We start from the raw sequence: 21,571 nt of genomic DNA, 5'->3' as shown, positions 1-21,571 counted from the left end.
GGCATCGCTGTGCCGGCCCCGGCGGCGGACGCGTTGAGCCCGATGCCGCTCCTGCCGCCGCGCGTGAACCCGTCGTCGTGCGCTAGAAGCCGCTGCCGAACGGGTACAGGACGGTGCCGCCGTCCGGGGTGCGGATCGTGACCGGGAGCCGGCCCGGGCTGCCCGCGCGGCCGGTGAGCGTGTCGGCCAGGGCGGTCACCGACACCGGCTGGTAGTCGTAGGCGGCCAGGTAGGCGGGGGCCTGCGGGAAGGACGCGATGTCGTAGGGGCCGCCGACCGACGCCACGACGACCGGCCGGCCGGTGGCGAGCAGAGCCTCGACCAGCGCCACCTGGGTCGGGTCCGACCACACGTTGTTCGTCGTCACCACCGTCGCGTCGGCGGCCCCGGCCGCGGCCACCGCCTGGGCGACGACGGCCGGCGACGGGGAGCCGGTCCACAGCCGGGTCGCGGCCACCCCGCGCGCGTTGAGCCCGTCGGTGAGGTTCTGCGTGGTGCTCACGCCCCAGCCGGTGACGAGCACGTGCGCGCCGGGCGCGAGGGGAAGCCCGGCGCCGCGCAGCCGCGTGATCGAGCGGGCGGCGATCGTGGACATGGTCCGCAGGTGCTCGGGGGTGCCGACGACGGGCGCCGGCACGTCGCCCCGCCCGAAGAGCCCGAGCTCGCGCTTCATGCGCAGGATCCGGCGCACCGACTGGTCGATCCGCGCCGTCGACAGCGTCCCGGCCGCGACGGCGTCGAGCACCGCCTGGATGGCCGCGGGAGGGTCGGCCGGCATGAGGAGCTGGTCGACGCCCGCGTCGATCGCGTCGAGCACGATCCGGTCCGGCGGGATGTCCGCGAGGGCGGCGGCGTCGAGCGCGTCGGTGATGACCACGCCGTCGTAGTGCAGCTGTTCGCGCAGCAGACCGGTGACGATCGGGCGGGACAGGCTGGCCGGGGCGCCGGACGGGTCGAGCGCGGGCGCCACGATGTGCGCGGCCATGATGCTCGGCACCCCGGCGGCGATGGCGGCGCGGAACGGCGGGACGTGCGTCGCCATGATCTGGGCCCGGGACTCGTCGGTCACCGCGACGCCGTTGTCGGTGTTGACGGTCGTGTCGCCGAGCCCGGGGAAGTGCTTGGCCTGGGCGCCGATCCCGGCGAGCCGGTAGCCCGCGACGGCCGCGGCGCCGAAGAGCGCGACCTGGGCGGTGCGGTCGCCGAACGCGCGCGGCCCGTCGGCGGCGTTGCGCGGGTTGGTGTTGACGTCCACGACGGGCGCGTCGACCACGTTGATGCCGAGCGCGAGCAGCTCCTGGCCGCTGACCCGGGCCGCCTGGAGCGCGGCGGCCGGGTCCTGGGTGGCGCCGATGGCCATGTTGCCCGGCGACACGGCCAGCGGCGCGCCGATCCGGGTGACGATCCCGCCCTCCTGGTCGGTGCTGATCTGCAGCGGAATGCCGGTATCGGCGCGGGCGGCCGCCTGCAGCTGGTTGGAGAGCGTGGCCACCTGGGCCGGCGCGGCGAGGTTGTGGCTCCAGCTGAAGTAGATGACGCCGCCGAGGTGGTAGCGCCGCAGCACCTCGGCCCCGGTCCCGACGCCGTAGCGGGCCGTGTTCGCGGCGACGTCGGCCGGGGCGGGCGCGGTGGCGTTGTCGCCGTAGACGTACCCGACGAACATCTGCCCGACCTTCTCCGGCAGCGTCATCCCCGCGAGGAGCCGCTCCACCTGGTCAGCGGGTGCGGCCGAGGCCGCCGCGGGCAGACCCGCGAGCGAGAGGGCCACCACGGAACAGACCACCACCGACCGTCGCAACATACGTCAATCTCACCCTTGTGGATGTCTCGGGTCAAGTGGCGCCGTCCGGGTTCGGCTCATAGCGCACGTCCGCCCCGTTGGCCTTCCGCGCGACCTGCCGCAGCGGATCGAGCGGCTACCGGGCCAGGCCCGAGGGCGCTTCCCGCGGCAGCCGCAGCTCCATTGCCCCGCCGTCCTCGGAGGTCGCCATCCGCAGCGTCCCGCCGTGGCGCGCGACGACCGCCCGGGCGAGCATGAGCGCCGTGGACGTGCGCGCCCCGCCCGTGGCCGTGAAGAGGCGGTTGCTGGTGAGCTGTTCGTGCAGCGGTACCCGCACGAGCCACCCGTCCGCCGAGGACTCCGCGCTCACGTGCACCGCCGCGTCCCCGGCCGAGGCCACGGCGACCGACAGCAGCCGCTCCACCAGCGCGTCGAGCCAGACCGGATCGGCCGTGATCGTGAGCCGGCCCGGGTCGGTGACCCCGACGGTGACCGGCGCCGCCGGGCCCTGCCGCGCGTTCCAGGCCGCCACCGCGCCGCGCAGCAGCGCCCCGAGGTCCACCGGGCGCACGTCGAGCCCGACCGACCCCTGCTCCAGCGCGTTGAGCGTGGACAGCTCGTCGACGACGTCGCCGATGCGGGCGGCGTTGCGGCGGACCACGTCGAGCAGTTCACTCAGGTCCGGCTGCGCCGAGGTGTCCGGCAGCAGCTCGAGCACCGTGTTCGTCGACGTGAGCGGCGTGCGCAGCTCGTGGCACAGCGCGGCGACGAGCTCGGTCTTCTCCGCCACCTTCTCGGCCAGCGCCCGGTTGTGCTCGCGCAGCCGCTGGCGCATCTGGGCCTGCAGCGTCACGTCCCGCACCACGAGCACCCACCCGGACTCCAGCCGGTGCCAGGCCGCCTGCACGCTGCGCCCGCCGTCCAGCCGGAGCTGCCGCGGGTGCGTGACCGGCGGCCAGGCCAGCGCCGCGGCCACGGTGTGCGCGCCCCGCGCGCGGAGGTCCCCGGCGAGCGCGGATACGGCCCGGCCGGGCGCCACGTCGGCCGCGCGGAGCCCGAGCAGCCCGGGCAGCGCCCCGTTGACCCGCACCAGCCGCCCGCCGGGCCCGGCCACGGCGACGCCGACGTCGAGGACGTCGAGCACCTCGGCCACGGTGCCACCGACCGCGATGCCCATCTCAGGACCGCGCCGACGGCTGACGCACGAGCCGTTCGTTCAAGCAGGTATCCACCCGGGCCGGCGGGTCGCCGGCGCCGGACGGCCTCACCACGCAGCCGGTGGCCCCGGCGCTGAACCCGTCGGCCACCTCGCCGTGCGGGCCGCGCGCGGTCACCGGCAGCCCCGGCGTGCGGCCGGTCGCGGACTGCTCCAGGCCGCTCTGCTCGGGCAGGCTGACGTCGAGCACCGCGATGCCGGGCCGGTGGGCGTCGGCGAGCCGCAGCGCCTCGTCGCCGCCGCACGCGAGAACGGCGTGCCCGGCGCCCGCGAGCATGCGCTCCTCGCGCACGCGGCAGTCGTCCTCCGCCAGCAGCACCGTCGCCATCCCTGTCCCAGGCCCCTCCGGGTCGGTTGCGTTCTGTCCGACGGTACCGAAGAAGCCATGATCCAAATGCGACGTTCGGCAGGATCCAGCCGACATGACGAGGCGGCCGACCGGCCGCGCGGGCGCGCTCACCGAGCAGCAGCGGCGCATGGCCGGGCTCATCGACCTGGGCGCCGGGAAGGACGAGCGCCGCCTCGTGTGCGCCCGGGCCCGGCCGATCGCGAGGCGCCGGGCTCGCCCTCGCCGTGGTGCACCTGCCCTGCTGACGGCCTTGCGAACCCGCCCGCGCGGCCCGGCTCGGGCCGGCCGCGCGGGCGGGTTCCGCCGGTCAGGTCGCCGGGGTCGGGCGTGTGCACCAGGCGCGAAAAGTGCGGGTGCGCCAAGCGCGAATCCGGGCGCTCAGCTGCTCATCGACGAGCCCAGGGAGGCGAAGAAGTCGCCGAACCCGTTGGCGATGTCGAGCAGCCCGCCGCCGATGGAGGTCACCACGTTGGCCGCCGACTGCGGGCGATACGCAACGAAGAACACCAGGAACGCCAGGCCACCCCATCTGAGGATCTTCTTGACCATGGTCGCCTTTTCCTCCCGATCAAGGACGCCGAGCATTCAGCGTAGCCGTTGAATGACGCTCAGTGAAGTTGCCCGATGTCATTGAACGACCCGCAGAACGATAGCAACACACGAACCTCGCATTCACGATCGTTCACTCACCGCCCGCCGCCCCGCGGGGCCCGTCGCCGCTGCTGTCCCGGCTCCCGGCCAGGCCCGTGTCCCCGGTTGGAACGCCCCTGCGGTGTCCATCGACCGACGGGGAGTTGCCAATGTCATACCCCGGACACCCGCCCGCCGCCGCGACCCCGGCCGCGACCATGGCCCTGGACGTGTTCGCGTGGCTGCTGGCGACGATCGACCTGATGTTCCTCCCGCCGTCCGACGCATACGCCGGGGCGCGCGGACAGGGGGCCGTAGCATGAGCTGATGGCGTACGACGAGGTGCTCGCCGAGCGGCTGCGCGAACGGCTCCCGGCCGCGGCGCGGCGGCGCCTGTTCGGCGGGCCGGCCGTTCTGGCCCGCGGCAACGTGACCGCCGGCGTGAACCGCGACGACCTGCTCGTCCGCCTGAGCCCCGAGGACGCCGCCGCCGCGCTGGAGCGTCCCGGCGTGCGGCCGTTCGACGTGACCGGGCGCCCGATGCGCGGCTGGGTCCTCGTGGCCGGCGAGCACCTCGACGACGCCGACCTCGACCAGTGGGTCGCGACCGCCTCCGCGTTCGTGGCCACGCTCCCCCCGCAGTAGGGTGCAGCGGATGGGCCACGTGCGCACGGCGTTCTTCCTCGACTTCGACAACGTGTTCAGCGGGCTGTTCAAGCTCGATCCCGAGGTCGCCGTGCAGTTCGCCAGCGAGCCCGGGGTATGGCTGCAGCGGCTGGCCACCACCCTGACCGCCGAGGCGCCCCGGCGCTGGCTGATCCTGCGCTGTTACCTGAACCCGGCGGGCTGGGTGAACACGCGCGACGCGGCGGGGGAGCCCAACCGGCTGTACTTCTCCCGCTTCCGCCCCAGCTTCGTGCGCGCCGGCTTCGAGGTCATCGACTGCCCGCGGTACAACGCCACGAAGAACGCGGCCGACATCCGCATCGTCGTGGACGCCGTCGACGCGCTGGCCGACGAGACCCGCTACGAGGAGTTCGTCATCGCGTCCGGGGACTCGGACATGACCCCGCTCCTGCAGCGCCTGCGCCGCGCCGACCGCCGCACGATGATCGTCTCCCCGGCCGACGCCGCCGAGGCCTTCACCTCGATCGCCGACCAGCTCCTCGACAGCCAGCAGCTCCTCGCGCTCATCCAGGGCGAGCCGGTCGACCTCGACGACTTCGACGGCGGCCCCGAGGCCGGCGCCGACTTCGTGCCCGAGGAGGCCTACGAGCAGTTCCGCACCATCGTCACCGCCGAGTACGAGGCCGCCGAGGCGCCCCTGAACATGGCGGCGCTCGCGTACCGGCTGCGCACCGAGGTCGGCCCGGTCGTCGGCAGCACCAACTGGTTCGGCTTCGGCTCCTTCGCCCGCGCGCTGGAGACGCTGGAACTGCCCAACCTGCACCTGTCCCAGCACCTGCTGTGGGACGAGAGCCGGCACGAGGCCCCGGAGCCCACCGCCCCCGGGGCGCCCCGCACCGTCCTGCCCGAGCCGGTCGAGCGCCTCGCCGACCAGCTGAGCCTGCCCCGCCTCCCGCAGGCGTGGTGGCCGTCCATCTACGAGACGCTCTCGGCCTACGCGCGCGAGCACCGGTTCAACCTGACCCAGTGCACGAGCTGGTCGCGCGACCGGCTGCGCGACAACGGGGTGCCGGTCAGCCGGGGCGCGGTGGCGTTCGTGGTGCGGGGGACGTCCTTCGGCGGCTACCCGCTGCACCGCCAGCCCCCGCCCACGCCCGCCGAGATCGCGTCGGCCTTCGTGAACAACGTGCTCTCCCGCGCGGAGGCGGCGCAGATCCCCTTCACGGACGAGGAGGCCGCCGCGGTGCGCTCCTGGCTCGGCGAATCGGCCTGACGACAAGTCGGGCGCTGCGCACCTGGGCTGCGCGATCAGTCGGCTTGGCGCGAAGTCGGCGCTGCGCACCTGGGCTGCGCGATAAGTCGGGCGCTCCGCGCCGCGACTGACCGGAAAATGACCTGGACCACGACGGACTGTGGGTGTGCGGCAGCGGCCTGTGGCGGGGCTTGCGCGCTGCAGGCTGGTGCGGGGTGTGGTTCAGGCGGTGGGTTGCAGGGTGACGGTGTGGCCGAGGGCTTCGAGTTGCCGGATGAGGTTGCGGATTTTGCGGTCGGTGTTGACGCGGGTGGTGTGGTAGTCAGGGCCGAGGTCGTGGAAGCGGGTGGTGGGGTCGTTGAGTAGGTGCCAGACGATGACGAGGATGGAACGGGCGACAGCGACGAGGGCTTTGAGTTTGCCGCGGCGTTTCACGATGCGCCGGTAGCGTTCGCCGAGGAAGGTGCTGGTTTTGGCGGCTGCGGCGGCGGCCTCACCGAGGATGCCTTTGAGGTAGGGGTTGCCCTTGCCGGTCTTGCCGGCCCGGTTGGTGGCCCCGGACTGGATGGTGCGGGGACACAGCTTGCTCCAGGACGTCAGGTGGGCGGCGGTGGGGAACCTGGTCATGTCCAGGCCGATCTCGGCCAGGATGATCTGCGCGCCGCGCAGGCCGATGCCGGGGATCTCGGCCAGCCGGTCCAGCGCGGGCAGTCCAGCCTGGGATGGGATGCCCGGGCCGGGTTCGTCGTGGCCGCTGGGGCCGGTGGTGGGTGCTGCCGCGGCCGGGATCGCGGCGATCAGCTGCTCGATGCGGGTGGTGAGGATGTCGACCTGCCGGTCCAGCCCGTCGATCTGGTCCAGCAGCATCCGGGCCAGTTCGGCGTGGTGGTCGTCGAACCGGCCGGTCAGCGCCTCGACCAGAGCGGCGTGTTTGGCTCGCATCTTGCCGCGGGCCAGGCCGGCCAGCACCCGCGGGTCGCGTTCGCCGCGGATCAGCGCCTCGATCATGTCCCGGGTGGACAGGGTGTCCAGTTTGCTGGCCACCGACGACACCTTGATCAGTGAGTCTTCGAGGAGCTTTTCCAGCCGCTGCCAGTGCCGGGTGCGTTCCCGGGTCAGATCGGTGCGCATCCGGGTGTAGTCGCGCAGCACCCGGATCTGCGCCGGCGGCACGAACGAGGGCCGCAACAGACCCTTCTCGGTCAGCTTGGCCAGCCACACCGCGTCAAGCTTGTCAGTCTTGGGCCGGCCCGGCACGTTCTTGACGTCCCGGGCATTGACCAGCTGCACATCCAGCCCAGCCGCCTCGAACAGGTAGAACCAGATCCGCCAGTAATCCGACGTCGACTCGACGGTGACCTTCGCAATCCCCAGCCCGACCAGCTGGTCGGCGAGCTCAGCAACGGCCCGGGCCGTGGCCGGCACATCCCACACCCGGCTCACCCGCCGCCCCGGCGCAGCCGGCCGGGGCAGGCGAGTGCACACCTTGCCCGACTCCTTGGCCACATCGACCGCGCAGACCCGCTCGAAGAGCTGCTCATACGCAGCATCGGCGATCTCCTCGGGCTCACTGATCACTACGGCCGGTCCTCCATCACCTGTACTCGGCACAGACATGGCGGGATGCCCGGGGGCCACGGTCGGGAACCGAAATGCTGACCGGCGTGCTCAAGGCAACAGTGCGTGACCCGTCAGGGCCAGGCCCCGACGTCAAACTTATCGACGGGCTCCTACGTCCCAGGTAACGGACCGACGTCGGCGGGCAACCCGGCCCAATTTTCACGCCTGCGAGGCGTTACCGGAAGGGATGGGAAAACTTATCGGACTTATCGCCCGTCGGCGTATATGTCGGTTCTCAGGCGTTCTGCAGCACCCGCGACCGCGTGATCGGCTCGGCGCGGCCGCGCACGGCCAGCGCCAGGCCCGCGAGCACCACGACGGCGAGCCCACCCGCCGCGAGCAGCGTCAGCGCGTCCGGCTCCAGCAGCGGCTGCCCCCGCAGCGCCTGCCACGTCAGCAGTGCGACCAGCCCCGCGTAGCCCGCCGCCGCCACCCGCACGACCCGCAGCCGCGTGCGCACCGCCCCGAACGGGGCCGGGTACCGCGCGGCCAGCAGCGCCAGCACCAGGGCCAGCAGCGGCAGCGCCTGCAGCGCGTGAATCCCGGCGAAGTGCGGGATGCGCAGGTCCCCGCCGGTGGTCGACCAGCCGGTCAGCGGCATGGAGGGCCCGCCGTCGGCGACGCCCACGCTGTGCGCGCCGATCATCGCGGGCGCGCCGCCGTTGTCCAGCTCGGTGCGCTGCGCGTCCGTCGGCTGCGTCATGAGGAAGCCGAGCATCATCCCGGCGAGCGAGAGCGCGAACCCGAGCCGGGCCGCGGAGCGCACCACCGGATCGGTGTCGCGCTGCACCGCCACCACGATCGCCACCACGAGGCTCGCGGTCCAGAGCACCATCACCGTGGCGCCCATGAGACTCCAGACCATCGCGTCGAACGGGGTGGCGACGTCGAAGTGGCTCGCCCGGCCGCGCACCGCCTGCACCACGATGGCGACCATCTCGCCGGCGGACGCGAGCGCGACGACGGTCGCGGCCCACCAGCCCGTGCGGCGCCAGCGGTGCGCGAACCGGAGGAGCCAGGCCAGCGTCAGGGCGTACAACCCCAGGGAAACGGCGAACTTGCACGGCTTGAGCCAGGCGGGGCTGCCGCCGATGCTGCGGTCGTCGAGCGCCAGGCCGACGAGCGCCACGATGGTGAGCACGCCCATGACGGCGGCCAGCCCGACCAGCGGCCGGTGCCAGCGGGCGGCGGTGACGGGGGAGTTCGACATGCCTCGACCATCCCGTTCGCGGCGGGCCGAAGCAGCCCCGCGCACCCCCGAATCGATGCTGAGGCTGTCCCTACCATCGATTACCGTCGGCGAATGACCAACACCTATGCGAACGCCGCCGGCCTGGACGGCACGGCGTGCATCGTCACCGGGGCGGCCCAGGGCATCGGGCGGGGCATCGTCCAGGCGCTGACCGAGCGGGGCGCCGCCGTGCTGCTCGTCGACCACAACGCCGAGACGCTCGAGGCCACCGTCAAGGGCCTGGAGGGCCGGCGGGTCGCGTCGCTGCTGTCGGACATTCGCCGGGCCGGCGAGGCGGAGCGGATCGTGGCCGCGGCGGTGGAGGCGTTCGGGCGGCTCGACGTGCTCGTGAACAACGCGATCGCCACCCGGGCGGCCGGGCCGTTCACGCAGCACAGCGACGACGACTACGACCTGGTCTTCGAGACCGGGCCGCGGGCGACGTTCCGGCTCATGAAGGCGGCCTTCCCGCACCTGGCCGCGAGCGGCCGCGGGTCGGTGGTCAACCTCGGGTCGAGCGCGGGGACCGAGGGGCAGGCGGGCTGGGCGACCTACGCGGCGGCCAAGGAGGCCGTCCGGGGTCTGTCCAAGGTGGCCGCGACCGAGTGGGGCGCGGCGAACGTGCGCGTGAACGTGGTGTGCCCGTTCGCGAACTCGGAGGGGGCGCAGCTGTGGGAGCGATTCGACCCCGACGGCTTCAACGCCGCGCTCGCCAAGGTGCCCATGCGGCGCATCGGCGACACGCGCAGCGACATCGGGGCGCTGGTGGCCTTCCTGGCCGGTGATGACGCGACGTACATCACCGGCCAGACCATCATGATCGACGGCGGCTGGGGCATGCACCGGATCTAGACGGCACCGTTTTTGGGGGGCCGGTTGCTGGGTAGTGATGCTTTGACGCGATTTCGCCGGTTCGAGGGAGATGTGATGAGTGTTGCCGCGGATCCAGCCACCGTCGACAAGTGCCTCCGGGTGGGTGCCGGGTTCTCGCAGGGCGACCGCAACTGGATCGCCGAGCAGTTCGCGACGCTCGACGCCCGGCTCGCCGCCTTCCGCTCCGACGCGACCGAGCTCGAGGTGTCGGTGAAGGACCGTGAGGCGCCTGGCCAGAAGGTGACGCTGGAGTGCTGGATCGCCGGTCGGCAGAAGATCGTGACGACCTCCGGCGAGGAGGAGCTGCTGGCCGCCCTCCACGATGTGCGCGACGACCTGCGCCGCCGGCTCAACGACGCCAAGACCCGCGAGGAGCCGCGCAACAACCGCCACCTGCGCGAGCGGGCGGAGGCGGAGGACTACTCCGAGCTGCAGTGACCGTGGCGGTCGCCCCGCCTACCGGCGCCCGGTGGTAGGCGGGGCGGTCGACTCGCGAACCACCAGGTGGGTCGCCAGCTGGACGTGCATCGAGTCGGGCGTGCCGCCGCGGGCGATGGTGTGCAGGGTCCGCACCGCCACCCGGCCCATGTCCGCGATCGGCTGGTGCACGGTGGTCAGCGGCGGCGAGGAGAGCTTCGCCGGCTCGATGTCGTCGAAGCCCACGATCGACAGGTCCTGCGGCACCCGGCGGCCGAGGCGGCGCGCGGCCTCGAAGACGCCGAGGGCGGCCCCGTCGCAGGCGGCGAAGATGGCCGTCGGCGGGTCGGGCCGGGTCAGCAGCTCGATCGCCATGCGGCAGCCGGCCTCCGCGGTGAAGCCGCCGTGCACGACGAGCGCCGGGTCGGCCTCGATGCCGGCGAGCTCGAGGGCGTTGCGGTAGCCGTGCAGCCGCTCCCGCGAGGCGGCGATCTCCGCGGGCAGCCCCGCGAAGCCGATGCGGCGATGGCCGAGCGCGACGAGATGCTCGGTGGCCTGGGTGCCGCCGGCGAAGTTGGTCGCCGCGACGCTGGCCAGCCCCGTGCCGAAGGCCCCGGTGAGGTCCACGGAGACCAGCGGCAGGCCGAGCTCGTCGACGGTGCGGACCTGTTCGGCGGTGAGCGCGAGGGACACGACGATGACGCCGAGGCGGCGGCGGGCGGTGGCGCGGATCAGCCACGCGTCGCTGAGCGGGAGCCCGGGGCGGCCCTCACGGTCGAGCACGTCGACGGCGATCTCGACGCCGAGCTCGCGGGCGGCGGTCAGGATGCCGCCGAGGACCTGCAGGGAGTACATGCTGACCATCGAGTCGAAGACCACGTCCACGACGGTCTCGGCCTGCGGCTCGCGCGGGCCGGTGCTGGGCACGTAGCCGAGCGCGGTGATCGTCTCCTCGACCTTCGCGCGGGTCCGGGGATCGACGTTGGGCCGCTTGTTCAGCACCTTCGACGCGGTCGCCTTGGACACCCCGGCGGCCTGCGCCACGTCCTCGAGGGTGATGCGCACGGGCGGTTCACTCATGCACCCTCCCAAATCGATAGAGCGCTCCCCGAAACTGTTTCATCGCGTTGACAGCAGAGTAGGTTACCCATACCGTCGATACAACACGAAACTCCACGAAAAAGTTTCTGCCTATGACGACCTAAGAGGACGACGGATCGTGACGACTGTGACCGAGAGACTCCCGTACCAGGACGCATCACTGCCGGTCGCGGAGCGGGTCGAGGATCTCGTCGGGCGCATGACCCTCGCCGAGAAGGTCGGACAGATGCTGCAGCTGGACGCGCGGCTCGACCTCACCGAGGCGGTGCTGACCAAGACGGCGGGCTCGCTGCTGCACGCCTCGCCCGCGCGCATCCGCGAGTCGATGGCGATGGTCGCCGAGACCCGGCTGCGCATCCCGCTGCTGATGGCCGACGACTGCATCCACGGCCACGCGTTCTGGCCGGGCGCGACGGTGTTCCCGACCCAGCTGAGCATGGCCTGCAGCTGGGACCCGGCGCTGATCGAGCGCTCGGCGCGGGTGACCGCGACCGAGATCTCCACGACCGGCGTGCACTGGACCTTCTCGCCGGTGCTGTGCGTTGCCCGGGACCTGCGCTGGGGCCGGGTGGACGAGACGTTCGGCGAGGACCCGTTCCTGATCGGGGAGCTCGGGGCGGCCATGATCAGTGGGTACCAGGGCGGTGGTCTCGGCGACACGACCGCGGTCCTCGCGACGGCCAAGCACTTCGCCGGCTACTCCGAGACCCAGGGCGGCCGCGACGCCAGCGAGGCCGACCTCACCCCGCGCAAGCTGCGCTCCTGGTTCCTCCCGCCGTTCCAGCGGGCGGTCGAGGCGGGCTGCGCCGTGTTCATGCTCGGCTACCAGTCGATCGACGGCGTGCCCGTCACCGCCAACCGCTGGCTGCTCGACGGCGTGCTGAAGACCGAGTGGGGCTTCCCCGGCACCCTCGTCACCGACTGGGACAACGTCGGGCGGATGGTGTGGGAGCAGAAGGTCTGCGCCGACGACGTGGAGGCCGCCGTCATCGCGGTCGAGTCCGGCAACGACCTCATCATGACCACGCCCGCCTTCTTCGAGGCGGCGCAGGCGGCCGTCGCGCAGGGGCGCCTGGCCGAGTCGAAGATCGACGATGCCGTACGCCGCATCCTCCGCCTGAAGTTCGAGCTGGGCCTGTTCGAGGACCCCCGCGGCGCCGACGCCGAGCGCCAGGCCGCGGTCATCGGCTCGGCCCCGCACACCGCGCTCAACCTCGAGGTCGCCCGCCGCTCGCTGGTGCTGCTGCGCAACGACGGCACCCTGCCGCTGGCCGGGCCGGTGCGCCGCATCGCGCTCGTCGGACCCAACGCCGACGACCCGCACGCCCAGCTCGGCGACTGGGCCGGCGCCTCCGGCCAGGTCGATTGGATGCCGGACGGGCACCCGCGCGAGACGGTCATCACCGTGCGCGACGGCCTGCTGGCCGCGCTGCCGGACGGCTGGGAGCTCAGCTACTGCGAAGGCGCCCGGATCGGCAGCCTCGAGCCCGACCCCGAGGGCACCCACTTCCCCGACGGCCAGCCGCGCCCGCCCCTGTTCCAGGCGGCCCCGGCCGACCCGGCGGCGATCGCCGAGGCCGTGGCCCTGGCCGAGGCCAGCGACGTCGTCGTGGCCGTGCTCGGCGACAACGTGGCCCTGACCGGCGAGGGCAAGTCGACCGCGACCCTCGACCTGCAGGGCGGCCAGTCCGCGCTGCTCGACGCGCTCGTGGCCACCGGCAAGCCGGTCGTCGTGGTGCTCGTGCAGGGCAAGCCCTCGACGCTGCCCGCCTCGGCCGAGCGCGCCGCCGCCGTCATCGCCGCCTTCAACCCGGGCATGCAGGGCGGCCGGGCCGTCGCCGAGCTGATCCTCGGCGAGATCGAGCCGAGCGGGCGCCTGCCGATCTCCTTCGCGCGCCACGCCGGGCAGCTTCCGGTGTACTACAACCAGCTGCGCGGCCAGCACGGCAACCGCTACGCCGACCTGACCCAGGAGCCGCTCTTCGCGTTCGGCGAGGGCCTGTCCTACTCGACGGTCGACTACTCGGACCTGCGCATCGCCGACGCGGTCGTCCCGGCCGACGGCGTCATCCGGGCGAGCGTCACGATCGCGAACACCGGCACGCGCCCGTCGCTGGAGACGGTCCAGGTGTACGTGAGCGACCTCGTCACGAGCGTCACGTGGGCCGAGCGCGAGCTGAAGGCCTTCACCCAGGTGACGGTCGCCCCGGGCACGACGCGGACGGTGGAGCTGGAGCTGCCGGCGTCGTCCTGCTCCCTGGTCACGGCCGACGGCCGCCGGGTCGTCGAGCCCGGGCACTTCGAGCTCCAGGTGGGCCGCAGCTCCAAGTCCGCGGACCTCCTGCGCGCCCCCTTCGAGATCCGCTAGCCCGCCGGTCCCGGTCTCGCTCCCGGCTGGCCGGAACCGGCCTGCACCCGCGCCACTTCGCGGCGCCTGCTCGGCATCGTCCACCGCAACGCCACCGCGGAGCCCGGGGGCGCCCGCGCGTCCGGTGATCCCATAGGCCGCCGTCATGGCCGGCACCCCGCGGCAACAATGCCGGGCGCGGCGGCGACCTTACAGGTAGACGTCCAGCCGGCCGGAGAACAGCGCGGTCGTCTGCATCCGCTGCTGCTGGATGGCGTCGAAGTTGGCCCGCGCCTCCTGCGCCCGCTGCCGGAGCTGGTCCTCGAGCGCCTGCTGCTGCTGGATGCGCTGCTGGTCGTCGAGGCGCTGCTGCTCCGCCGTGCGCTGCTCGGCGAGGCGCTGGTCGGCCAGGCGCTGCTGCTGCAGCTGGTACTGCTGGTCGCCGGCCTGCTGCACGTCCCGCGCCCGCTGGTCCTGCTGCCGGACGAGCTGCTGGCGGTCGGCGGCCTGCGCGGCGTCGGCCCGCTGCTGCTGCAGCCGCTGGTCGTCGAGGCGCTGCTGCTGCAGCCGCTCCTGCTGGAGGCGGTCCTGCTGCAGGTTCTGCTGCATGTCTCGCGAGGTCGGCGTGCCCGTCGCGTTGGCCGTGGCGGCGCTGGTCGCGGTCGCCGAGGTCAGCGTGGTCTGTGTGGCGGGCGCAATCGGTGTGATCGACATGGCAACCTCATTACTCCTTGCAAGATCCCGATAACTCAAAGTACCACGATCGGGTGATGTCAAACGCCTCGCTCGGCGGGTTCGGCCGGGCCGGCCCGGGCGGCCCTCGGCCGGGCCGCGAGGAACCCGGCCCGGAACCGCTCGACGGTGCGCGGCCCCAGCGCGGTGGCCGGCGTGATGCCGAGCCGGTCGTCCCATGGCCTCCGGCCTACTGACTAGGCTTGGCGGAGGCCGTGCAGAGACGCCGGTCACGTTCCGGAATCGTTGCTGCCCGCGTCGGTTGGCTCGTAATGTCACGGCGGCAGTCCGACGGAGAGGCACACCCCATGTCCAGCGAGACGGTCCTGCAGGAATCCGACAACCGGCACGCCCCGCCGGCCACGGTGGTGATCTTCGGTGCGTCCGGCGACCTCACCCGGCGCAAGCTGATCCCGGCCATCGAGAGCCTCGCCCGCCACAATCGGCTGACCGAGCGGTTCGCGGTCGTGGGCGTGGCCCGCACGCCGATGGACGACCAGCAGTTCATCCACAACGTGCTCGGCGACCGCGGGGTGTCGGGCATGCCGCAGCTGGCCGGCGCCGTGCGGTACATCGCCGGCGGTTACGACGACCCGGAGACCTACAAGAACCTCAGCGCCCTGCTCTACGAGCTCGACGAGCAGCGCGGCACGGGCGGCAACCGCATCTTCTACCTCTCCACCCCGGCCGAGGCGTTCCCGCTGGTCATCAACGGCCTGGCCGGCGCCGGGCTGAACGAGGCCCCGGAAGGCTCCTTCGCCCGCCTGGTCATCGAGAAGCCCTACGGCCACGACGAGCGCAGCGCGAAGGCCCTCGACCAGACGGTGCACGCGTCCTTCGACGAGTCGCAGGTCTTCCGCATCGACCACTACCTGGGCAAGGACACCGTCCAGAACGTGCTCGCGCTGCGCTTCGCCAACTCCATCTTCCAGCCCATCTGGAACCGCACCTGGGTCGACCACGTGCAGATCACCGTGGCCGAGACGCTCGGCGTCGGCACCCGCGGCTCCTTCTACGAGCACGCCGGTGCGGTGCGCGACATCCTGCAGAACCACGTGCTGCAGGTGCTGGCCCTGGCCCTCATGGAGCCGCCGGCGTCGTTCGCGGCCGAGGCGGTGCGCAACGAGAAGGTGAAGCTGCTGCAGGCCATCCGCCTGCCCCGCGGCCGGGACATCGACGACATCGCGGTCCGCGGCCAGTACACCCGCGGCGGCACCCGCGAGGAGCTCATGCCCGGCTACCGCGAGGAGCCGGGTGTCGATCCGCTCTCGCGCACCGAGACCTACGCCGCCCTGCGGCTCGACGTGGACAACTGGCGCTGGGCCGGCGTCCCGTTCTACGTGCGCACGGGAAAGCGGTTGCCCAGCCGCGTGACCGAGGTCGCGCTGCAGTTCCAGCGCCCGCCGCACCTGCCGATCCCCGACTCGCAGCTCACCGAGCTGCAGCCCGACGCGCTGATCCTGCGCATCCAGCCCGACGAGGGCATCGCCCTGCGCTTCGGCGCCAAGGTGCCGGGGCACTCGTTCCGGGTCCGCTCGGCCAGCATGGACTTCTCCTACGACAAGACCTTCCGGGAGGAGTCTCCGGAGGCGTACGAGCGGCTGCTCCTCGACGCCCTGATCGGCGACACCACGCTGTTCATCCGCTCCGACGAGGTCGAGCAGTGCTGGCGGATCGTCGACCCGATCATCGAGCGCTGGGCCCAGGACACCAGCCCGATCCCGACCTACGAGGCCGCGTCCTGGGGCCCGGCGGACGCGAACCGCCTGATCGAGCGCAGCGGGCGGGCCTGGCGCAACACCGTCGCCTGACGACGACTCCGCGACAAGGCCCGGGCGAGGTCTCGCCCGGGCCTCTGCGTATGCGCCGTCACCGTGCTTCGCGCCCGAGCGCGATCGCCGGCCAACTGGTGGCGCCCACGGCGTCGGGTGCTACTTCGACGCCGCCTCCAGCCGCGGCAGCAGCTGCAGCGCCGTCCGGCGGGCGACGGACAGGTTCGCCGGGTCGCTGGACTCCGAGGAGACGTACACGTCCACGTCCCGCCCGTCCTGCCACACGTAGAGGTGCCCGGCGAGGGAGTACGCGGTGGTGCCGACGCCGATCACCGGCTGGGCCTGCTTGTTGCGGATGTCGAAGTTCTCCCGCGTCTCCAGGCTCACGGTGATCGTGAGCTGGCCCTGCGAGAGCTGCCACTGGCAGTAGCGGCTGGTGGAGCTGGAGCCGCCGTCGTCGGTCATGAGGGTCACCGACTCGCCGGTCAGCGTCTGCACCTCCGCCTTGGACATGAGCTTGCAGATGTCGGGCACCGCGCCGGCCTCCTTGGTGCCGGTCGACGGCCTGGCCGAGCCGCTCGCCTTCGCCGAGGGCTTCGCGGAGGCCGAGGCCGGGGCGGAGGCGACGGCCTCGGCCGAGGCCGGGGTGGACGGCTTGGCGGTGGTGGTGCCGGCGTCCTGCTGGCAGCCGGCGAGCCCGAGCGCCCCGAGGGCGGCCGCGGCGAGAACGATGATGCGACGAGTCACGGTGCGCTCCTCAGATCGGTTTGGTACGACCAAAGGTGCGCGATGGCCGCCCCGCCGCACGCATGGACGGTGCGACCTGGCACGTTTTCGTGACCCGTTCAGTCCCAGCGGGTCGCGTTGGCCTCGGACAGGGTGCCCGGAGCGTCCAGTACCACGCAGAACGGCAGCCCGGCCGGGTCCCGCATCACCTGCCAGTTCCCGGCCCGCTCGACCCGCGTGGCGCCGAGCGCCTCGAGCCGGGCGACCTCCGCGTCGAGGTCGTCGGTGTGGAAGTCGAGGTGCATCCGGGCCTCGCCGTCGCCGAGCCGCTGGGCGAGCAGCAGCATGTCGTGGTTCGGCAGCCGGGCGCCGTTGAACTCGGGGTATCGGCCGACGACCGGCATCTCGGCGCCGGCCGCACCGGACCAGAACGCCACGGTGGCGTCGTGGTCGTGCGCGGGCACGTCGACGCAGATCGCGTAGAGCCTACTGAAGTGAGCCACGCCCAGCAGTATGCTCGCGCGACATCGCTGCCCCGGCCGCTCCCGGCGCCGGCCGCCGGCGGGATGCTGAACACGCCCGCGTCGGCCGCCCTCTATGGTGTGGATCCCGCGGCCGTCGAACGGGCCGGGCTCGCCGCCGCCGAGGCTCATGAGGAGCTCGGCGCTCGACGGAGAGATCGACGGCCTCATCCTTCTCTAGCCAGCGACGCCTCCGCGATCAGCCCTCTCTGGCCAGCGACGCCTCCGCGATCAGCCCTCCCTGACCAGTGACGCCTCCGCGATCAGGGTGACCAGGCGGTCCAGCACGCCGGGGGCCAGGTGGTGCGACATGCCAGCGATCTCCACGTGCCGCGCGCCCGGGATCGCCGCGGCCGTGGCGCGCCCGCCGCTCGGGTGCACCATGCGGTCCACGTCGCCGTGGATGACCAGCGTCGGGGCCGTGATCCCGCGCAGGGCGGCGGTGCGGTCGCCCGAGGCCTGGATGGCGCCGATCTGCCGGGCGACCCCCGCCGCGCGGGCCGGTCCGCCGCCCCGGTCCCACACCTCGGCCGCCCAGGCCCGCTCCGCCGGCTCGTCGTACGGGTAGGTCCGCGACCCGATGTGATCGAGCATCCGCAGGTGCCGCCCCACCCACTCCTCGCGGGTGCGGGCGGCGCGGCGGGCCATGCGCAGCAGCGTCGAGCGGGCCGGCTGCCCGATGCCCCGCGCGCCGGTGGTCGAGAAGATCGACGTGAGGCTGGCGACGCGGTCCGGGTGGGTCGCGGCCAGCGCCTGCCCGATCATTCCGCCCATCGACATGCCGACCACGTGGGCCCGCTCGATGCCGAGGTGCCCGAGCAGCCCGGCGGCGTCGCCGGCCATGTCCTCGAGGCGGTACGCGCCGGGCAGCGGCCGGGCGACGAGCTGGCGCAGCTTGCCCGGCGGCCGGGCGTCGACGCGGGTCGAGCGCCCGGCGTCGCGGTTGTCGAAGCGGACGAGCCGGAAGCCGCGCGCGGTCAGGCCGTCGAGCAGCGGGCGGGGCCATGAGGTCAGGTCGAGGCCGAGGCCGGCGATGAGCAGGAGCGGTACTGCCTGCGGATCCCCCTCGGTGCGGTAGCACACCCGCACGCCGCTCGGCAGGTCGCAGAACTCGTCGTCGATCACGTCCGTCAGTCTCGCGCCTTTTCGCAGCCGGCCCAAGGTGCCGCCCGGGATGGTTCGGGTCCGCACGAGAGGTGAATTCGAACGTGTGTTCGAGTATCGTGAGGGGTGGTTCGGTCGTTGCCTCAACAGGGTGAGGGGTGGTGGCGATGACGTCGGACGATGACCAGGGCTGGGCGGTGCGCCTCGATTGGCCGGTCGCGCGCCGGGATGGGGTGCGGCACGAGTTCACGCAGTTCACGCCGAGCCTGCGGCGGGCTCTGCGCCGGGCGGTCGGCACCAGGCGCTACTGGGCCACAGGGCCGGTGCGCCCGCTCGCGGTGACCGTGGTGCCGATCGGCCGGGCGGAGTATGACGCGCACGGCCGCGAGTGCGCCTCGCTCACGTGCCCGACCATGGCCCCGCTCCTGGGCATGGCCGCCGTTGCCCCGGCTCCGTTGCCGTGACCGCCGTGACTGCTGTGGCCCCGGCTCCGTTGCTGTGACCGTGGTGAGTGCTGTGGCTCTGGCTTTGTTGCCGTGACCGCGGTGAGTGCTGTGGCTCCGGCTCCGTTGCTGTGACCGTGGTGAATGCTGAGGCCCCGGTCTCGTTGCCGTGACCTCCGTGACTGCTGTGGCCCCGGCTCCGTTGCCGTGACCGCCGTGCACGACGGCTCGTCGCGGCGGGTTGGGTCCGGCGGAGGTGATCGGGCACGTTGGCGTGGGTGGCCACCCATCGGCCGGCCGCCTTCGAGTGCCTCCCGCCGTGCAATCGACCTTTGCGCCCCACGCGTGAACGGTTCGCGAGGTGTCGTTTGCTTCTGGACCGCTCTGCCGTGGGACTGGCCATCCGCGATTCGGCCGGAACCGTGTCGACTTCTTCGGCCGGCAGGATGGTGAGCGACGTTTTCGGGGCCCGAGAATGGGGTGAAGAATTGGTGTTCTGGATGTGCGCCATCTGACATTATGCCGTTCGGGGCGGTGATTCTCGCTGGGCCCTGGGATAATGGAGAATATGGGGCAGCTGCAATTGTTTACCAAGGACGAATTGGCTGCCATGCGTGACCGGACCAGGTCGCGTCGTTATTCTCCGGCGAATGAGCAGTTCCGTCGGGAACATGCTCGGCATCGAGTTTGGGGTCTGGCTCAACGGCACGCCGAAAAGCTGCGCCGCGCACACGTTGACACCCCGCCTTCCGTCGGCGAACGCTCGGGCGGATTGGGCTCGGACGGATTGGGCTCGGACGGATTGGGCTCGGACGGATTGGGCTCGGGCGGATTGTCGCCGTCGCCGTCGCCGTCGCCGTCGCCGTCGCCGTCGCCGTCGCCGTCGCCGTCGCCGTCGCCGTCGCCGTCGCCGTCGCCTGAGCAGCCTGAGCAGCCTGAGCAGCCTGAGCAGCCTGAGCAGCCTGAGCAGGTTGAACGGGTTGAACGTCCTGCGGGTGGCAGCGTGGCGCACGCCGGTGATCCCACGCAGGGCGAGCCCGGTCGGACCGCGCAGCCCGGCCCCACGCCGAAACGTCGCGACACCCGCGCGCCAAGGGCGCTCCGGCCCGCTGGTGCCGTAACACGCGCAACAGCGACCCGCACCACGCGGCCGGCGCCGCGCCCGCGTCGCCACCCGGCAAGACCGCCCGCGACATCAGTCGACGGCAATCCACACAAGCCGCCAGTGGCCCCGCGCGACCTGGTGCCCCGAGTACACCGCCGGCTCACTGCCGCGCTTCGCGCTAGTGCGGGCAGGCACGACCGGGCTGCCACACTCCTGGACACGGAACCGGAACCACACCCCTGGACGCGGACCGGAAGCGAGACGTCGAGCGCACGTCGGAGCCGCGGGGGCTTCGGTAGGTTTGGCTGGTGAGCGTCGAGGATGCGAGCGCCAGGTTGCGGCGGTCCCTGCCGGTCAACGTCACCTACGTGCGACAGGTCGATGGGTACGAGGTGTTCACGTCCTCGGGCGTGCGGTTCACGATCGGGGCCGGGCAGAGCGAGGACGGGCTGGAGCTGGCTCGGGCGGCCGTGCGTGAGCGCCTCGGTGAGACGCCGGTCGGGGCGGAATACGTCGACCCCGGCCTCGATCTCGTCGAGTGGCGGGGGCTGTGGTTCGAGCCGTATGCCGACCGGTATGGGCTCGACGATCCGACGCCCGCGCAGCGGCAGCGGCTGGAGGCGTGCGCCGAGGCGTATCGCGGCGGGTCGGCAACGGTCGACGTGTCGGCCAACGTCGTGCGGGTGGTGCCGGCCACGCGGGAGCAGTTCCTGGCGGCGCGGGCGGTGCCGGTTCCCGACGGGTTCGTGCGGGTGGCCAAGGAGCTGACCGGCCTGGACGACGCGGTGGGGGTCATCCACCTCGTGCTCAAGGAGCGCTGGGAGCTCGATCGCCCGGACTGAGGCGTCGGCGGGGTCGTTTCGTGCTCGCGGGGCGCTGGGAGCTCGATCGCCCGGACCGAGTGCCCGCGGGTGGCTAGCGGCGTCGGCGGGGTCGTTTCGTGCTCGCGGGGCGCTGGGAGCTCGGCCGCCCGGACCGAGGTGCCCGCGGGTGGCTCGGTTGTTGGGGCTTCGGCTGCTCCGTGCCGGTCAGTGTGCGGTACGCCCCGAAGTATCCGAGCAGGGCCGCGGCCGGCCCCGGCACCAGCATGCCGATCGTCAGGCCGGCCAGGCCCAGCGCCTGCGAAGATGACGGCGGTGCGGCGCTGCCCGGGGGCCAGGTCACCGATCCGGCGCATGGTCAGCCCCGTGAGCGCGCCGGCGTCCGGCGCGGGGTGGGGTCGTGCGGCGGGTAGCAGAGCGTGACGGCGATGTCCGGCAGGCCCAGGTCGCCGCGCACGACCTCGATGAACCGCTCGGCGGCGTGCTCGGCCGGGGACCGGGCGACCCGCCACTCCTCCCACGTGTAGCGCTTGAGCCGCGCCACGGTCGCCAGCTTGTTGACCTCGAGGTCGACCTCGTGCACCGCGGCGGCGACGGACGGCGAGCCGTGGAACCACACGGCGACCACGGACTGGTTGAAGCCGACGCCCAGGTCGAGCGCGCGGGCCAGCGCCTCGTGCGACTCCGGCGAGTTCGGCTCCAGCAGCGCGAGGGCCCGGTACGCCTCGCGGGAGGCGTAGTACGCGCCGATGAACTGCTCGTAGACGCGCATCCGCTGGTCTCGCTGCCAGCGACGCACCTCGACGCGGCCGTCCCAGAAACGGCCGACGATCAGGCCGAGCAGGGCGGTGACGGCGGCGATGATCGCAGACTGCATGAGAAGCCTCCTCTGCCGGCTTCACAG

At 72.7% G+C, this 21,571-nt stretch carries 21 protein-coding genes; 9 read left to right on the top strand and 12 right to left on the bottom strand.

The window, feature by feature from the left end; translation table 11 throughout:
* Positions 1-82: 82 nt before the first annotated feature.
* The 4 genes from ACQP2P_RS33860 to ACQP2P_RS33845 form a co-directional block, all read right to left on the bottom strand.
* Positions 83-1,786 carry a glycoside hydrolase family 3 protein gene (locus tag ACQP2P_RS33860; RefSeq protein ID WP_433607835.1) on the bottom strand — a complete coding sequence of 568 codons (1,704 nt, stop codon included), beginning with the start codon at positions 1,784-1,786 and terminating at the stop codon, positions 83-85.
* 130 nt (positions 1,787-1,916) lie between these two features.
* Positions 1,917-2,957, bottom strand: a complete 1,041-nt coding sequence (locus ACQP2P_RS33855) for a histidine kinase dimerization/phospho-acceptor domain-containing protein (protein WP_433607833.1) — start codon at positions 2,955-2,957, stop codon at positions 1,917-1,919.
* A 1-nt stretch (position 2,958) separates the two neighbouring features.
* Positions 2,959-3,315 (bottom strand): response regulator transcription factor, encoded by a 357-nt coding sequence (locus ACQP2P_RS33850; RefSeq protein ID WP_433607831.1) that lies wholly within the window; start codon positions 3,313-3,315, stop codon positions 2,959-2,961.
* Between the two features lie 408 nt (positions 3,316-3,723).
* On the bottom strand, positions 3,724-3,894 hold the full coding sequence (locus tag ACQP2P_RS33845; protein WP_433607829.1) for a hypothetical protein: 171 nt from the start codon (positions 3,892-3,894) through the stop codon (positions 3,724-3,726).
* A 251-nt stretch (positions 3,895-4,145) separates the two neighbouring features.
* On the opposite strand from ACQP2P_RS33845, the gene ACQP2P_RS33840 reads away from it, so the two are divergent.
* The 3 genes from ACQP2P_RS33840 to ACQP2P_RS33830 are packed head-to-tail and all read left to right on the top strand — an operon-like array spanning position 4,146 to position 5,875.
* A complete protein-coding gene (locus ACQP2P_RS33840) occupies positions 4,146-4,298 on the top strand; it encodes a hypothetical protein (RefSeq protein ID WP_433607827.1) in 153 nt (50 codons plus the stop codon).
* Positions 4,299-4,302: 4 nt separating this feature from the next.
* Positions 4,303-4,620, top strand: coding sequence for a TfoX/Sxy family protein (locus ACQP2P_RS33835; RefSeq protein ID WP_433607825.1), 318 nt, complete (start codon positions 4,303-4,305; stop codon positions 4,618-4,620).
* Between the two features lie 10 nt (positions 4,621-4,630).
* Complete coding sequence (locus ACQP2P_RS33830; RefSeq protein WP_433607823.1) at positions 4,631-5,875, top strand: NYN domain-containing protein; 1,245 nt, start codon at positions 4,631-4,633, stop codon at positions 5,873-5,875.
* A 201-nt stretch (positions 5,876-6,076) separates the two neighbouring features.
* Here the strand turns inward: ACQP2P_RS33830 and ACQP2P_RS33825 are convergent, their stop codons facing one another.
* Together ACQP2P_RS33825 and ACQP2P_RS33820 are read right to left on the bottom strand one after the other, a co-directional pair.
* Positions 6,077-7,432, bottom strand: a complete 1,356-nt coding sequence (locus ACQP2P_RS33825) for an IS110 family transposase (RefSeq protein ID WP_433607821.1) — start codon at positions 7,430-7,432, stop codon at positions 6,077-6,079.
* 277 nt (positions 7,433-7,709) lie between these two features.
* Positions 7,710-8,684, bottom strand: coding sequence for a hypothetical protein (locus ACQP2P_RS33820; RefSeq protein ID WP_433607819.1), 975 nt, complete (start codon positions 8,682-8,684; stop codon positions 7,710-7,712).
* A gap of 93 nt (positions 8,685-8,777) precedes the next feature.
* Here ACQP2P_RS33820 and ACQP2P_RS33815 point away from each other — a divergent pair, with 93 nt between their 5' ends.
* Positions 8,778-9,557, top strand: coding sequence for an SDR family NAD(P)-dependent oxidoreductase (locus tag ACQP2P_RS33815; RefSeq protein ID WP_433607817.1), 780 nt, complete (start codon positions 8,778-8,780; stop codon positions 9,555-9,557).
* 75 nt (positions 9,558-9,632) lie between these two features.
* Positions 9,633-10,016, top strand: coding sequence for an HPF/RaiA family ribosome-associated protein (locus ACQP2P_RS33810; protein WP_433607815.1), 384 nt, complete (start codon positions 9,633-9,635; stop codon positions 10,014-10,016).
* Between the two features lie 18 nt (positions 10,017-10,034).
* Here ACQP2P_RS33810 and ACQP2P_RS33805 read toward each other — a convergent pair whose 3' ends face one another.
* Positions 10,035-11,075, bottom strand: coding sequence for a LacI family DNA-binding transcriptional regulator (locus tag ACQP2P_RS33805; protein WP_433607813.1), 1,041 nt, complete (start codon positions 11,073-11,075; stop codon positions 10,035-10,037).
* Positions 11,076-11,223: 148 nt separating this feature from the next.
* Here ACQP2P_RS33805 and ACQP2P_RS33800 point away from each other — a divergent pair, with 148 nt between their 5' ends.
* Positions 11,224-13,464, top strand: a complete 2,241-nt coding sequence (locus tag ACQP2P_RS33800) for a glycoside hydrolase family 3 N-terminal domain-containing protein (RefSeq protein ID WP_433607811.1) — start codon at positions 11,224-11,226, stop codon at positions 13,462-13,464.
* Between the two features lie 189 nt (positions 13,465-13,653).
* On the opposite strand, the gene ACQP2P_RS33795 is transcribed toward ACQP2P_RS33800, so the two are convergent.
* Positions 13,654-14,157 (bottom strand): hypothetical protein, encoded by a 504-nt coding sequence (locus ACQP2P_RS33795; RefSeq protein WP_433607809.1) that lies wholly within the window; start codon positions 14,155-14,157, stop codon positions 13,654-13,656.
* Between the two features lie 326 nt (positions 14,158-14,483).
* Here ACQP2P_RS33795 and zwf point away from each other — a divergent pair, with 326 nt between their 5' ends.
* Positions 14,484-15,986 carry a glucose-6-phosphate dehydrogenase gene (gene zwf, locus ACQP2P_RS33790; RefSeq protein ID WP_433607807.1) on the top strand — a complete coding sequence of 501 codons (1,503 nt, stop codon included), beginning with the start codon at positions 14,484-14,486 and terminating at the stop codon, positions 15,984-15,986.
* Positions 15,987-16,106: 120 nt separating this feature from the next.
* On the opposite strand, the gene ACQP2P_RS33785 is transcribed toward zwf, so the two are convergent.
* From ACQP2P_RS33785 to ACQP2P_RS33775, 3 genes are all read right to left on the bottom strand, one after another.
* Positions 16,107-16,694 (bottom strand): DUF3558 family protein, encoded by a 588-nt coding sequence (locus ACQP2P_RS33785; RefSeq protein WP_433607805.1) that lies wholly within the window; start codon positions 16,692-16,694, stop codon positions 16,107-16,109.
* Between the two features lie 98 nt (positions 16,695-16,792).
* Positions 16,793-17,176 (bottom strand): VOC family protein, encoded by a 384-nt coding sequence (locus ACQP2P_RS33780; RefSeq protein WP_433607803.1) that lies wholly within the window; start codon positions 17,174-17,176, stop codon positions 16,793-16,795.
* A 249-nt stretch (positions 17,177-17,425) separates the two neighbouring features.
* Positions 17,426-18,319 carry an alpha/beta fold hydrolase gene (locus tag ACQP2P_RS33775; protein ID WP_433607801.1) on the bottom strand — a complete coding sequence of 298 codons (894 nt, stop codon included), beginning with the start codon at positions 18,317-18,319 and terminating at the stop codon, positions 17,426-17,428.
* 146 nt (positions 18,320-18,465) lie between these two features.
* Between ACQP2P_RS33775 and ACQP2P_RS33770 the strand changes: the two genes are divergently transcribed.
* Positions 18,466-18,762 (top strand): hypothetical protein, encoded by a 297-nt coding sequence (locus ACQP2P_RS33770; protein ID WP_433607800.1) that lies wholly within the window; start codon positions 18,466-18,468, stop codon positions 18,760-18,762.
* A 1,392-nt stretch (positions 18,763-20,154) separates the two neighbouring features.
* Positions 20,155-20,688 (top strand): hypothetical protein, encoded by a 534-nt coding sequence (locus ACQP2P_RS33765; protein ID WP_433607798.1) that lies wholly within the window; start codon positions 20,155-20,157, stop codon positions 20,686-20,688.
* A 337-nt stretch (positions 20,689-21,025) separates the two neighbouring features.
* Here the strand turns inward: ACQP2P_RS33765 and ACQP2P_RS33760 are convergent, their stop codons facing one another.
* Positions 21,026-21,544: a hypothetical protein gene (locus ACQP2P_RS33760; protein ID WP_433607796.1), complete on the bottom strand. Its 519-nt coding sequence runs from the start codon at positions 21,542-21,544 to the stop codon at positions 21,026-21,028.
* Between the last annotated feature and the right edge of the window lie 27 nt (positions 21,545-21,571).

Origin of the sequence: Dactylosporangium sp. CA-139114, from assembly GCF_050955725.1 — a bacterium.
Classification (GTDB): Bacteria; Actinomycetota; Actinomycetes; order Mycobacteriales; family Micromonosporaceae; genus Dactylosporangium.
This window is presented reverse-complemented; position numbering and strand designations above follow the sequence as displayed.

Excerpts from the sequence above, each read along its gene's own strand:
- ACQP2P_RS33835 (WP_433607825.1), top strand. The coding sequence starts at position 4,303 with ATGGCGTACGACGAGGTGCTCGCCGAGCGGCTGCGCGAACGGCTCCCG.
- ACQP2P_RS33760 (WP_433607796.1), bottom strand. The coding sequence starts at position 21,544 with ATGCAGTCTGCGATCATCGCCGCCGTCACCGCCCTGCTCGGCCTGATC.
- ACQP2P_RS33805 (WP_433607813.1), bottom strand. The coding sequence starts at position 11,075 with ATGAGTGAACCGCCCGTGCGCATCACCCTCGAGGACGTGGCGCAGGCC.
- ACQP2P_RS33810 (WP_433607815.1), top strand. The coding sequence starts at position 9,633 with ATGAGTGTTGCCGCGGATCCAGCCACCGTCGACAAGTGCCTCCGGGTG.
- ACQP2P_RS33795 (WP_433607809.1), bottom strand. The coding sequence starts at position 14,157 with ATGTCGATCACACCGATTGCGCCCGCCACACAGACCACGCTGACCTCG.
- ACQP2P_RS33820 (WP_433607819.1), bottom strand. The coding sequence starts at position 8,684 with ATGTCGAACTCCCCCGTCACCGCCGCCCGCTGGCACCGGCCGCTGGTC.
- ACQP2P_RS33770 (WP_433607800.1), top strand. The coding sequence starts at position 18,466 with ATGACGTCGGACGATGACCAGGGCTGGGCGGTGCGCCTCGATTGGCCG.
- ACQP2P_RS33855 (WP_433607833.1), bottom strand. The coding sequence starts at position 2,957 with ATGGGCATCGCGGTCGGTGGCACCGTGGCCGAGGTGCTCGACGTCCTC.
- ACQP2P_RS33840 (WP_433607827.1), top strand. The coding sequence starts at position 4,146 with ATGTCATACCCCGGACACCCGCCCGCCGCCGCGACCCCGGCCGCGACC.
- ACQP2P_RS33830 (WP_433607823.1), top strand. The coding sequence starts at position 4,631 with ATGGGCCACGTGCGCACGGCGTTCTTCCTCGACTTCGACAACGTGTTC.
- ACQP2P_RS33815 (WP_433607817.1), top strand. The coding sequence starts at position 8,778 with ATGACCAACACCTATGCGAACGCCGCCGGCCTGGACGGCACGGCGTGC.
- ACQP2P_RS33845 (WP_433607829.1), bottom strand. The coding sequence starts at position 3,894 with ATGGTCAAGAAGATCCTCAGATGGGGTGGCCTGGCGTTCCTGGTGTTC.
- zwf (WP_433607807.1), top strand. The coding sequence starts at position 14,484 with ATGTCCAGCGAGACGGTCCTGCAGGAATCCGACAACCGGCACGCCCCG.